At 40.6% G+C, this 12,542-nt stretch carries 11 protein-coding genes; 7 read left to right on the top strand and 4 right to left on the bottom strand.

Annotated elements, in window-relative coordinates; genetic code table 11:
* The 4 genes from V7Q33_RS11265 to V7Q33_RS11280 all read left to right on the top strand — a co-directional run.
* On the top strand, positions 1–877 hold an 877-nt coding region (locus V7Q33_RS11265; protein ID WP_333819901.1), incomplete at its 5' end, for an HNH endonuclease signature motif containing protein.
* A 12-nt stretch (positions 878–889) separates the two neighbouring features.
* Positions 890–1,327: an SMI1/KNR4 family protein gene (locus tag V7Q33_RS11270; RefSeq protein WP_333819902.1), complete on the top strand. Its 438-nt coding sequence runs from the start codon at positions 890–892 to the stop codon at positions 1,325–1,327.
* A 163-nt stretch (positions 1,328–1,490) separates the two neighbouring features.
* The gene (locus V7Q33_RS11275) at positions 1,491–1,688 is read left to right on the top strand and encodes a hypothetical protein (protein WP_333819903.1); all 198 of its coding nucleotides are present in this window, start codon (positions 1,491–1,493) and stop codon (positions 1,686–1,688) included.
* Positions 1,689–1,953: 265 nt separating this feature from the next.
* Entirely contained in the window at positions 1,954–2,394 is a 441-nt protein-coding gene (locus V7Q33_RS11280) for a hypothetical protein (RefSeq protein ID WP_333819904.1), read from the top strand.
* 535 nt (positions 2,395–2,929) lie between these two features.
* Here V7Q33_RS11280 and V7Q33_RS11285 read toward each other — a convergent pair.
* The 3 genes from V7Q33_RS11285 to V7Q33_RS11295 form a co-directional block, all read right to left on the bottom strand.
* On the bottom strand, positions 2,930–3,814 hold the full coding sequence (locus V7Q33_RS11285) for an MBL fold metallo-hydrolase (RefSeq protein ID WP_333819905.1): 885 nt from the start codon (positions 3,812–3,814) through the stop codon (positions 2,930–2,932).
* 125 nt (positions 3,815–3,939) lie between these two features.
* Complete coding sequence (locus tag V7Q33_RS11290; RefSeq protein ID WP_333819906.1) at positions 3,940–4,779, bottom strand: MBL fold metallo-hydrolase; 840 nt, start codon at positions 4,777–4,779, stop codon at positions 3,940–3,942.
* An 89-nt stretch (positions 4,780–4,868) separates the two neighbouring features.
* Positions 4,869–5,729 carry an AraC family transcriptional regulator gene (locus V7Q33_RS11295; protein ID WP_331974955.1) on the bottom strand — a complete coding sequence of 287 codons (861 nt, stop codon included), beginning with the start codon at positions 5,727–5,729 and terminating at the stop codon, positions 4,869–4,871.
* Between the two features lie 512 nt (positions 5,730–6,241).
* Here V7Q33_RS11295 and V7Q33_RS11300 point away from each other — a divergent pair.
* The 3 genes from V7Q33_RS11300 (at position 6,242) to V7Q33_RS11310 (ending at position 10,557) form a co-directional block, all read left to right on the top strand.
* The gene (locus V7Q33_RS11300; protein WP_331974957.1) at positions 6,242–7,810 is read left to right on the top strand and encodes a GAF domain-containing protein; all 1,569 of its coding nucleotides are present in this window, start codon (positions 6,242–6,244) and stop codon (positions 7,808–7,810) included.
* A gap of 924 nt (positions 7,811–8,734) precedes the next feature.
* Positions 8,735–9,148 (top strand): hypothetical protein, encoded by a 414-nt coding sequence (locus tag V7Q33_RS11305; RefSeq protein ID WP_331974959.1) that lies wholly within the window; start codon positions 8,735–8,737, stop codon positions 9,146–9,148.
* A gap of 101 nt (positions 9,149–9,249) precedes the next feature.
* Positions 9,250–10,557: a chorismate lyase gene (locus V7Q33_RS11310; protein ID WP_331974961.1), complete on the top strand. Its 1,308-nt coding sequence runs from the start codon at positions 9,250–9,252 to the stop codon at positions 10,555–10,557.
* Between the two features lie 365 nt (positions 10,558–10,922).
* Here V7Q33_RS11310 and V7Q33_RS11315 read toward each other — a convergent pair whose 3' ends face one another.
* Positions 10,923–11,795, bottom strand: a complete 873-nt coding sequence (locus tag V7Q33_RS11315) for a glycoside hydrolase family 43 protein (protein ID WP_331974963.1) — start codon at positions 11,793–11,795, stop codon at positions 10,923–10,925.
* Positions 11,796–12,542 lie beyond the last annotated feature (747 nt).

The raw sequence follows: 12,542 nt of genomic DNA on the forward strand, positions 1-12,542 counted from the left end.
ATTATCGAAACAACTGCCTTCAAGAGCGTTGTATGCCAGCGATGGATGGGTAGATCTATACAGCGATGGTATAATACAATCAGAGAACAAGTTTCAAAAGATTGTAAATGGCGAGGTGCAGTCAGAAATAGAAATGAGTGGCACCCCTAGTAAAACAAAAAAGATAACTTTGGGTGAAAAAGTTGCGTCAGAAATTGATGTTCCCTCAAGTCTAGTCAATAAATTAACACAGCAAGGCACAGAAAAACTAAGGTCATGGCTAGGTAAAACATCATTGCGTTATGTAGACAACTCTGGAGCCAGACTATCAGGTGTAGCAGCTAAGGAAAAGGTATGCGATGAACTAAACAGTGCAATAAGCAATCAAACGGTTCTGAATGTAATTGAAGACTCAGATGCACGATTGCTGGTGCAATGTGAAGGAGTCAATAGAAATACCGTTTACGGTGTTGTAAAAAAACAAAATGGCGATCATATCCTTTACAAATTTGAGCCAGCATATAAACCATCGACTAATCCTAACATAGATGTTCCCCTAAGTAAAAATTTACTTGCACCTGATTTTTATGGCTCTAAATACTTGTACCCCATAACCGGAAATCAAAAAAATATCGTTAAGATTAAGATGACTGGAAACAGGACAAGCGATTTTAAGGTGTCTAATCAGTTGGCTGGCTTCGGAAATACGAGCAGTCCACCGGTAATTACAATTAACGGCAAAGTGACTAATTATACTTGGCATCACTTGGACGATTTTAATTCAACCACAGGTGAGTGTACTATGCAATTGGTTGAACGCGATGCACATACTGCGATAGGAATGACACATACCGGTTCGGTAGGACAATATAAAGCATTTAATGGTTCGGGATATTAAAAGTAAATGAGTATGAAAAATCTAAACGTAGTGTATACTTTTCAGAAGTTATCTAAGGAAGAGATTGAAAATATTCAGAAAGAAATAGATGTAGCATTCCCAAAAAATTACGTTGATTTCATACTGATGTATAATGGTGGGAGATTTAATGAAACAGTATATAAATTACCGCACGAAGACGTGGTTATTTGTGATTTCTTGCCTGTTCTTGATAGCAATTCAAATCGCACCATAAAGGATTATCTCGCCTTAGTGAATGACGAACAACCTCAAATTAATTGGTTACCATTCGGTTTTGATCCTGGTGGATGGGTGTTTTGTATTTCCTTGCTAAAGGATAAGTATGGAGAAGTTTATCTATTTAGGATGGATAGAGTCTACCAAGAGGCGTTTGACTTTATATGCAAGAGTTTTGAGGATTTTATAAATGGTCTTCAGCCCGAAGAATAATATACTTATTATGTTTTAGGTACTAAATGTATGGGGACACATAAATCTTCCATGAAACAGGTATTGATAATAGCGGTTTTAATTTTTGGAGCCATTATAAAAACATCCGGTCAGGCAAATGTGTTGATTGAAAAAGACACGGTAATGGATTAAAGACGCGACATTGTATGAGGAATATGGCGCTAAATCATTCAATTTAGTCAAATTTGAAGAGGGGATTAAGAAAGGGCTAAGTAGACAAGATGCTGCCTTGGGAACGATCACAGGAATGTGGGCAACGGAAAAGGGTTTTAATAAAGTCAACTTTATTGAAGACGCTTATGATATTGAAAATAGGGTTGAAGTAATATTTGAAAAATGAGTTCAATTAAGTTCGGTCCTAATGGTACTGAAGCTGCCAACAAAGTGTTTAATATAACATTTACAGACTATTCGTATGCTTACAAGAGTTTGCAACCAATCTTACAAAGAATAGCTCTGGAAGAGTCTAAGAATATTGGATCCGACATAGTAAAGTTGGATTCTTCTCAACTCATTTCTTTGTAAAAATCATAAGTGACTTATGTCTTTGTTCTTCATGTTCATCTATATTTCAACAGTTTAGTGAAATGTTCCCTTAAATGATTATGAAACTAAGAGAGATAAAAGATCCTTGGATTGCGAAGGAGAAATTTGATTATATAGCGAATGTCCAGCAAAAATTAAACCATGAAAAATGGATTGAATTTATTGATAAAAATTTAGACTACTATACATGGCTTGAAGACACCGCTGATGGACGCAAGACATTGGACAACCTCGAGGCCATACCAATGGAATTTAGACAAAGTATACTTGATACTCATAGCAAGAGTAAGGTGTATGCTGAATTTAGTACCAAGAAAAAGTATTACGACGTAATAATAACATTTAATAAAGATTTCGGTGTTATTGGTACAACTTTTCAAAAGCCTATTACACAAGAGCATTTACGGAAGCTGCTCGATATGGCAATTTTTCTTAATGCTAACGTACTTAATAATGGCAATGAGATAATAGATGAAAAGATGTTAGGAGAATTGGAATGAGGTGTAATTATGAACAAGTATCAGAAATTTCGAGATGGTGGCCATGTGCTTTAGCAAATTTGAAGAGGTATTAAGAAACGGCAAAGTAGGCAAGTAGATTACTGTTGGGAATTATAGTATCCTGTCTTGGAATTATAGTCTCTGGTTTTATAGTTCTTGCATTCTGGTTTGGAATTGTTGCCTCCGGTTTGGGAGTTCTTGTTCATGGTTACAGAATTATTGTAAAAAATAACTGCAATTGCCTTCTTGAATTTCTGCCCTCGGCGGATTCATTGTCTATACCAAACGCGAGCAATGTCGGATGACCGGCAGATCGTTTGGTAATCATATCTGTATATCGTAGCGCATACTTTTGATATATAGAATCGCCTATATCCTCCAGATATCTGTGATTGGGATAAAGCCGGTTCCCGCTGGCATCTGTAATATCGACAGAGGATGTTGGTAATGAAGCCAAATGGGCACTGGCCGAATTGCTATGTCACGGATTCAGAATAAAAAAGTAATGGCAGTATTGCTACTGCCATTACAAAGATTATTTTACAGCCCAATCTTTCTTTAGGTAATAGTTCAGGTAAATATCCATAAGCTGCACCCCGGCATAGTCAGGATACGCTGCCTGCAGTCTGGATTTATATTCCTGCTTCGATTTTGATTCTGCCAGCGCTTTATCTACAGCATCCAGATATTTTAAGTCCTCCTGAATAACACTACGGTCTGTCGGTTTGCCGTGGCCGGGGAGTATTAAAGTGTATTGGCTGTCTTTTTGAATATCTTTTAATGCTTTGCGCCAGCCGGTTGTGTGGCCATGTATAAACAGGTGTGTGTGATTATAAACAATATCCTGTGCAATATAGGCTTTGGCTTCCGGAATTTTAATGATTAAAGAAACCTGGGCTTCATTGTCTAGTGATTTTTCGAACAGGAACGTTACGCCTTCTATTGTTTCCCTGCCTTCCTTCTGTATATGAGAAGGCGTACGTAACGATTGGGCTATAATAGCTCCAAACTGTTGTTGTCTTTTGACTAATGTCTCTTGCCCTTCTTTTTCAATGCCTTCTTTGGTTTCTTTCAAAGCATATACCTCTACATGGGGAAATGCATCTCCAAAACCGAGATAATGGTCGGGGTGGTCATGCGAAATATAGAACCTTGTTATAGGCTTGTTCAGGCTATCGGTAAAGGATTTTAATTGTTGTGCATAGGGAGCGAAGAACTGACCATCCACCACAATCAGCTGACTCGGCAATTCTATAACATGACTGGTAACAGCAAACATTTCATTGGGCGACACAAATGTATATATCTTGAAATTTTTAGTTTGTGCGGCCAGCACTACAGAAGCTTTCGGTAAATTTTGTGAAGTAGAGACTCTGAACAGAACCAGGAGTAATGTAAATGACAAGATGATTTTTTTCATATATAAATAGGTTAAAAATTTTTTTCGATGTGAATAGAAAGGTAAGTTGTGTTGATTCTGCCGCAGGGCACCCATCAATACAACAGCTATAGCGTTAGAACACTTGTGGGGGTTATGAATGAAGTTTAGTCCGGATGTGTAGCGGCTACTTCCTTATTGCGGAACAGTAAAGGGAGATAAATGTCAATCAGCTTTGCACCGGCATAATGGGTATATATCTTTAAAAGACTCTGTTTATATGCTTCCTCCGTTGTTGCTTTCAGAAAAATATCATAAGCCTTTTGAAGATAGGAAATTGCATTATCAATGTCGGCCTTGCCGGCCGGTATACCATGTCCCGGTAGGAAAATGTTGTATGGTTCGTGTTGCAGGCGTTGGAGTGCAGCCACCCATTCAGCAACAGGTGCTGCAATAAATGCATGTGTGTTGTGATACAGAATGTCCTGTACAATGGCTATGGCCAGATCGGGTAATTTAATAACGAGCGTAACGGGCGATTCTGTGTTGAGAACTCTTTCAAAAACAAATTGAACGCCATCGATCCATTCTACTCCAGGCTCTACAGTGATTGACGGATAATTGAGTCTGGTGGCTATAAGGCTTCCAAAATGGTGTTGTTTGTCTGTAAGCTCATGGTTGCCGCGATGGTTAATAGCATCTTTGATTTCCGGCAGTGCATATACAGTTACATCCGGAAAGGCATCGCCCATGCCCAGGTAATGGTCGGGATGATCGTGCGTGATGTAGAAGCGTGTAATGGGCTTGTTGAGCCCATTGGCTAATTTTCTAAATTCCTGTGCATACTGTGCAAAAAACTGTCCGTCAATAAGGATCAGCTGCGTGGGGAGCTCGATAATGTGTGTTGCATTCGCAAACATGGAACCTGGCGAGACAAAACTGTGTACTTTGACATGGCTCGTATCTTTCACCAGGTAATAGCTTGAAGTAAAATCGTCGGGCATCATATATTTACTTGTTTCCATAAGAATAATAATATGATGCAAAGCTATACTGGCACTTGTGCGGTATCGCTATCAAAATGCACGCGTTGTTATCAGTTTGCATACTGCCCGCGGTAAGCAGCAGGCGAGAGGCCGGTTTGTGTTTTAAAAAGGCGGACAAAATTGGAAGGCGCTGAAAAATTATATTCGTAGCTTATCTCGGCAATAGTTTTAGTCGTTAGCAACAGCTCATTTTTACACGATTGTAATAATTCGTCACGTATTATTGTGTGCGCATCCTTACCAAATACTTCCTTGCAGAGCTGATTGAGGCGATTGCGATTCATGCGCAGAAGTTCCGCATATTCAGCTACCTTCTGCTTTTCGCGAATATGCTGCCGTAGCAGCTCTTTGAATTTAAGTATGTCTGTATTCCGGTATAAATTTCCTTTCAGATTATAGCAGGCCGTGTAATGACGATTCAGTACAATTAGCAATTGATATAAATAAGCTCTTAACAGTTGCTGGCTGTCTTCGGATAAATTCCTGATTTCTTTTTTGATCGCATGCAAAAGCTCATGAAAATATTGCATGTTCTTGTTGGTTACCGGTAACAGGGGAGGGCTGTCGTAATTCCCGAAGAAATAAAGGCGATTCAGAAATAAATGGTCTTTCAGGAATGCTTCCATAAATTCCCCTTCAAATATTATCATCATGCATTCGGGAACAGATTTTAAAACCCATTGTCGTGGTCTTGCAGGTGGAAGCAGTACAATAGCCGGGCTTTTGAAATCGAGTTTTTTTCCGTCCAATACCATAGAGCCACTTCCTTTCAGGAAGAAAAATATTTCATAGAAAGAAGCAGCATGTGGTTCTTTCATTGAAATACTCTGCCCTGGAATTTCAGACAGATTAAAACAATCTACCAGCAGCTCCTTCCCGTATTTATACTTCTGAAAATGAAAATGTATCATAATTCAGACAACTTAAAACAAACGATTTAATTATCCCCATTCGTGGCTGAATAAAGTATATGTTACAATTTTGTTACCTTCAAAACTTACCGATCGGTCAGCAGTGGGTTAAATAGCCCCTGTTTTCCGTACATTCCAGACCCCCACGAGGACTTATTATCCGTTTTTAGCGGACTAAATCATACCGTGTCACAAGACTTCCGTCTCATATCTTTGACCGCAAAAAAGATTGAACATAATATGTTAAATCGTGCAACCCTCCCAACTCGGTCGCAAACAAATAAGGAGTAAAGGATATATCCGCTCTTTTTTGATGCATTGGTAATAAAGATGCCGAGCCAGCCTTCAATAATTCTGTGTTTGCGAATTTTACTTTTATCATATATAGCCTGAAATCTGTCGGCATATAACATCCGGTATTTGAGAAATACGAGCCTGATTTTTCCGGACAGAGAAAGGTAATATAATGAACAATTGAGGAATCATAGTTTATAACAGAATCGGAAATATCCATGAAATTATTATCATTTATCAAAAAAAGAAGTATTGCAGTGGTAATTGCCATTGTGTCGATGTTACTCATTGGTAATGCAATTCTAATCTATCACAACAAAAACAAAATTATAAAGAACAGTGCCCTTATGCGGGAATCGGAATCGATTCGCGGCCAGGTTGGGGGATTGGTGAGCGAACTGCTGCATGGTATTGACTTAGGTATACGTGGTTATGCCATAACCAAAAAAGAAGAACTGTTTTCTCCTACCCAAGCAGCTATAGAAGCGATAGACAAGAGATTTGATTTTATAAAAAAAGTACTCGAAAAACAGCACCAGGATACCGCTCCGCTGGAAACGTTGCGCAAAACCTATCACGATTACGGCGACTTTATTATGCAAATGAAGGACACTCTGGCGGTAGACAGTATGCGTACGTTTCAGAAAATGCTGGAGGAAGACAGAGGACTAAAGGTGTTTATGCAATGGGATGATGTGGGGATGAAGATCATTAGGAATGAAGATAGTCTGAACGTAGAAGCAAATGCAGAATACGAGTCTGCCATAAATAGTAATCTGTATCTGCAGGCCTTTATTCTGATGATCGGATTGCCTACACTCGGGTATGTTATATACAAGATACAAAGTGATGAAAAACAGCGACTGTTGTTGCTTGCTAAACTGGAAGAAAATAACCGAAAGTATATTTTTAACCCGGGCACTGCGGTTGCAGCTACCAATCCCGAACAAGTGATTGATAATTCAATTGTAAACCTTCAGCAAGCCAGTGAGTTTATTGAAAACATATCAGAAGGTAAATATACTGCTCAATGGGCAGGGCTTAATAATACTAATGAGTCGCTTAATGAAACAAGCCTTGCCGGGCGACTCACCAATATGCGCGAGCAATTAAAGCAGATGAAGCGTGAGGAAGAACGCAGGTTATGGACGAATGAAGGTCTCACTAAATTTTCGGAGATTGTTCGCAATCATCAAAGTAACTTAACAGAATTATCCAACGAGGTTATTCGATTTCTTACACGATATTTTGGTGCCCAACAAGGTGGTCTGTTTGTATTGCGTGAAGAAGGAGCAGATTCATACCTGGAACTTGCAGCCTGTTATGCGTTTGACAGGAAGAAGTTTATAGAGCGCAGAATAGACATTGGCGTAGGACTTATTGGCCAGGCGTATCTGGAGGGTGAAACAACATTTCTTACGAAGTTACCGGAAGGATATACCTATATAACATCGGGCATGGGCGAAGCAACTCCCGGTTGCCTGGTAATTGTTCCCATGAAGTACAATGATAAAATAGAAGCCATCATTGAGATAGCGAGCCTCGAAAAATTTGAAGACCATCAAATCTCATTTCTTGAGAAGGCTGGCGAATTTGTAGCGTCTGCATTGCAAAGTGTGCGTACCACCGAAAAAATGCAGGAATTACTTTCAGCGTCTCAGCGGCAAACCGAAGAGATGCGTGCAACGGAAGAAGAGTTGCGCCAGAACCTTGAGGAACTGCAGGCGACCCAGGAGGCTATGAATCGCATGCGGAGAGAAGAAAACGGACGGGCCAAAAGCAGTTGAGTGTATGTAAGCGGCTCATGATTTCTGTGGTAAAAGAAAACATACTAAATACCTCTGGCACCACAGTATTGATAAACATGAATGCGGCACCGATGAAAAATGATAAAATGAAAGCCCATGAGCTAGTTGCTGCATGGGCTTTCATTATTTATATAATCACGATGGGTAATTTAATCGGCGGAGCTCTTCAGCAGTTAACATGTGTCCGATGACGATTTGCAGCTGCTTTATCTTGTGCGCGTTACAGCAGCCAACTTTGATTTTTATAATTCGTTGTCCAATCGTTCGGGAATAAGCCGTGAGTATCGGCTCGTATCGAAGTATAAGAATACATCCAAGAGATACCATTATGGTAGTTCTGTGTTCAAATTCTTCTGTAATGATCATTCCTGTCATAAGTGCGGCCAGGATGAGCATGGTGTCAATAAACAGCTTTATACCTCTTCGCAAGGGAAGGATACCGGTATATTTTTTCGACTGGTGCGGCGTCAGCTGTAAATGCCGATGTTTCGGAGGGTAGGTTAGGTTCGTGGTTCATTGAAGTAAATTTACTTTTTATATGAAGTAATGGTGCATTTTTTTTCGACCATTGCCATAAATTAAACGAGTAAATATACAACGTGTACCATATACGCATACTTTTGATTCTTTTAACCTATATAATTACTTTTTAGTAACAAGTATACATTTGGTTTTTGCACCCGAAATCGATTTCTCATGGTATATTTATACCATGCGTAGTAGTATAATTGTACTAAAGAAGTATATAATTGTGGTAAATCATTTGCGTGTAATGATTCCGTTGTATCGTTAAAAAGTGACGTGTATTTATTCAACATCTTGATCTATCGCTGATAAAAGATCAGTCTGATTTTTATCAGTTGCAACACTTATTTTATTTTAACCCAATCTTCCCTACACTCTATGAAACTCTTTGAAGAGAAGTATGGCACGCTCGAGTACGATGCGTCCGTTCCCTGCATTACTGCAACGTTTAATGGTTTTATGAACAGCGATCAGTTCCGGTTTTTTTTGAACAAGGGGCTCGATTATCTCATTGAAAAAAAGCAAGATCATGACAAAATCCTCTGGCTGGCCGATACAAGCAAGCATGTAGTACAACCCGATAAGGATACCAAATGGGTAGCCGATGAATGGAACCCGCGTGCACTGAAGGCGGGTATATATCACGTTGCGTTTGTATTACCGGATAATGTTTTCGGGAACATGTCAGTAAAAAAGTATGCCGACAACAGCGAGAAGAAAGGCGACAACATGGTGGTGCAAATGTTTGGTGATCTTAAAACTGCGAAAGATTGGTTCAGAAATCTGAGCTGATATATTTCTCTCTCTTTCACGGACAGACCATGTCTTGGTCTGTCATCTTTTTACAAATCAGGTAGTAGTCAAATCGGAATTTAACCCGGGGATATATAGTTATGAGAATTCAACAACAAGCCATTTCGACTAATAACAAGAAGGGATTTACGTACGAACTTACCTCTTTTGGAAAAGCGTTCATTAACGTTGCCTCCAAATCATCGAGGCCTGTTATGGACATCGGCGCTGCGTATGGTATAGCCACATTACCCGCGGTGCTTACGGGCGCCAAAGTTATAGCCGTAGACATAGAGGATAAACACCTGGATACGCTGCGTGCATCGCTGGATACCATGTTGCTGCCGCACCTGGAAACCAGGAAGGCGCGGTTCCCCGATTTTGATATGCCTTCCGGTTCACTTGGAGCAGTATATATGTCGCAGGTGTTACCGTTCCTTACCGGTAAAGAGATCGAGTTGGGTGCGCACAAAATATACGATTGGCTTGCTCCGGGCGGTGAAGTGTTCGTAGTTTCCTTTACTCCTTATATCAGTCACGTAAGCTCGTTCATTCCTCTTTATGAAAGTCGCAAGCAGCACGGCACACGCTGGGCAGGGTATATAGATGATCTTTCGCGGTTCAGCGACCACCCTGGTATATTTAGCCATTTACCAAACCAGATACATCATATTGATGCGGATGATCTGCGTGTCGCATTTGAGGAAGCCGGTTTTATAATAAAGGATCTCAGGTATTTTGGAGAAGAAGAAGGCTCTCTTCCGGAAGGCATTCGCATGGACGGCCGCGAACGTGTAGGCATGATCGCCTATAAACCGGTAAAAGATGAAAATGCTTATGAGACTACATACTGGAAGACGATCAACTTAACATTGATCGCTTCCATGCCGGATTCCATTCGCGAATGGTTATGCAAGCCAATGGTACTAAGCCAGGCGCTGCGCAGGGTATGCCGTGACTTTAAGGTAGAAATATCCGATCAAAGTGTGAAGCCGTTGTATGCGGATGAGGTTGCAGCGTTGAAATGCTACGATTCACTCGATGGCTATGTACGCGAAACCTATCTGGGTGATAAAGGTAATCCGCTGGTGTATGCCCGCGTAACGATGCCGGAAAGCACATACATTGCCAACAAGAAAGAACTCGAAGCATTGGGTACCCGCCCAATAGGAGAGACGATGCTCTACAATAACCCCACCATGACCAGGAGTATATTTGAAGTAAAACGCCTCACGCAAGACGATGAGCTTCTTTTCGATGCATTGGTGCATCAGAATTTTTACAAAGCCGCATTTGAAAAGCGCGGTCAAAACAACCTCTGGGCACGAAGGTCTATCTTTACTATATCCGGTAATCCACTGCTGATAACAGAAGTGTTCATGCCAGACATTCCGCGATATGTTGAGTAACAGGAATGGAAATCGTTATTTATTACAGGTTAATTGTTATCAGGAATAGTATATTAACGGTTATTCCGAATGATCTGTGAAATCCGTGGGGACAATGCATTTATTTCCCACATCCCGATGGCTATAGGGAACAGAATAGCACAGAAAAATAAGTTATTCATTACAGGTTAGCCGTTAATAGTTTTATCCGTTAATCCAGCTTTGTCAACTTCGGAAAAAGATTTAGAAAAAAGCGGGAACCAGCTGTGCCACCAGTGGTATAGCAGGTTCCCTGCATTTACTATGAAAAGCAAATTGTTACCGGTGCAGGCGGTTTATATCTGAAGCCGGCCCATAAGAGAAATATTTGGCCTTGGCATTGATCTCTATAAAACAGATTTTACTCCCTCTGAAGTCATTACTATCCGTTTTATTGTACGGTCGTCATTGTAATATAAATAATCGATGCATACAGACCGCCTGTGACTACCCCCGTTTTTTAATCCGCCATTGTGATAGAAGAAGTAAGACTGTTCTTTGAAATCTATAATGGCAGGTCTGTTGGTAATACAGTTGCCGGCAAGCTCATTTAAAATTCCTTTGAACTCCCAGGGGCCATGAATGCTTTTGCTCATGGCGTATGCTACCTTTTCAGGATAACCATATCCGTATGAGAGATAATACCATTCCTGATGCTTGTGAATGTGTATACCTTCTTCAAAATCCGGCAGTGAAACAATTTTGATTTCCCCCTCTATGCTTGTGAGATCGGAAGAAAGCTTTGCATAGAAGCATGTATGCTTGCCCCAAAAGATATAGGCTTCGCCATTATCGATCAATACGCTGGGGTCGAAGTTGTCACTATCAGGTTTGCTGATCATTGAACTGTCGATGAGCGCTGATCCGCACGCATCCTTGAACGGTCCCAGGGGAGACGTTGCTATGGCCACACCAATCGCCTTTCCCCCATGACCTCGGGGAGTTGTCGCCACAAACCAATAGTATTTATTGTTGTGTTGTATTACCTTCGATGCATAAGCATCACCTTTGGCCCACGAAAAAAATTCGGGCCGCAAAGGCACAGGATGTTCAGTCCACTGCACCAGGTCGGGTGATGAAAAGCAAAGCCACTCATTCATAACGTAGTCATCGATTCCATCCGGAGGATTATCGTGACCGGTATACAGATATACAACGTCATTTACTACGATTACTGTGGGGTCAGCGGTGTATTTATGGGTAATTATCGGATTTGCCATGGTAACGTTATTTTAAGTTGTCAAAAGCTTATTCATTTGTCTTACTGCCTCAGCACATCATTATTAAAAGTAGTGCCAGCGGTAAGGAGTCTTTCAGATACCTGGCGATTTTTTTTCGACCATATATATACCATGTATTAGTTCGTGCCAAAAGCACCGGTGAATGGGATAGCTTGGCGCAGCGTGAGCAGGACTGTCGATTATTACTATATTGATCGGTGTGCGTTGTGTGTTCTGCATTTGCAGAACATGGACAAATCATGCCGCTATACAGCGGAAAAGAAGTGGTAAAGTACTGATTCTCACCGTCAGGATAATTGATCAACCTATAAAAGTATAACGCAGTATTTCCTTAACTTTATCTCAATGTTATGAACCGCCAGACACATGATTAGACACTTTTCTGTGTATTTGAAAAGATATATTTGCTGATAGCGTGGTGTTACCGCTAACGGAATCCGACAGTGTAAGGGAGATATCACGAATGTTTTGTTGGAAGCGATTGAATTGTGCGGATCTTCGCCAGCCCTGCATGAAATCGATACCGGAGTGAAGCACAGCAATGTCCGGTATTGTCGCCACGACCTTGAGCATGGTAAAAAATCACAGGCTGTATAGATAGGTTTCCGGGTATAGATGTGCCAGCACAAAGGGCGATGTTATGGGCAGATAATGCTGATTATTGCCGGGTTGAACCTTAATACAACCGTAACAATTTAAATTACCGTACGCCATTTTCAAGTATTT

The organism is Ohtaekwangia sp. (assembly GCF_036786105.1).
In the GTDB taxonomy this organism is placed as follows: Bacteria; Bacteroidota; Bacteroidia; order Cytophagales; family Cyclobacteriaceae; genus Ohtaekwangia.

Bases quoted from the DNA above. Each gene is read 5' to 3' on its own strand.
- V7Q33_RS11270 (WP_333819902.1), top strand. From the start codon at position 890: ATGAAAAATCTAAACGTAGTGTATACTTTTCAGAAGTTATCTAAGGAA.
- V7Q33_RS11280 (WP_333819904.1), top strand. From the start codon at position 1,954: ATGAAACTAAGAGAGATAAAAGATCCTTGGATTGCGAAGGAGAAATTT.
- V7Q33_RS11285 (WP_333819905.1), bottom strand. From the start codon at position 3,814: ATGAAAAAAATCATCTTGTCATTTACATTACTCCTGGTTCTGTTCAGA.
- V7Q33_RS11290 (WP_333819906.1), bottom strand. From the start codon at position 4,779: ATGATGCCCGACGATTTTACTTCAAGCTATTACCTGGTGAAAGATACG.
- V7Q33_RS11295 (WP_331974955.1), bottom strand. From the start codon at position 5,729: ATGATACATTTTCATTTTCAGAAGTATAAATACGGGAAGGAGCTGCTG.
- V7Q33_RS11300 (WP_331974957.1), top strand. From the start codon at position 6,242: ATGAAATTATTATCATTTATCAAAAAAAGAAGTATTGCAGTGGTAATT.
- V7Q33_RS11305 (WP_331974959.1), top strand. From the start codon at position 8,735: ATGAAACTCTTTGAAGAGAAGTATGGCACGCTCGAGTACGATGCGTCC.
- V7Q33_RS11310 (WP_331974961.1), top strand. From the start codon at position 9,250: ATGAGAATTCAACAACAAGCCATTTCGACTAATAACAAGAAGGGATTT.
- V7Q33_RS11315 (WP_331974963.1), bottom strand. From the start codon at position 11,795: ATGGCAAATCCGATAATTACCCATAAATACACCGCTGACCCCACAGTA.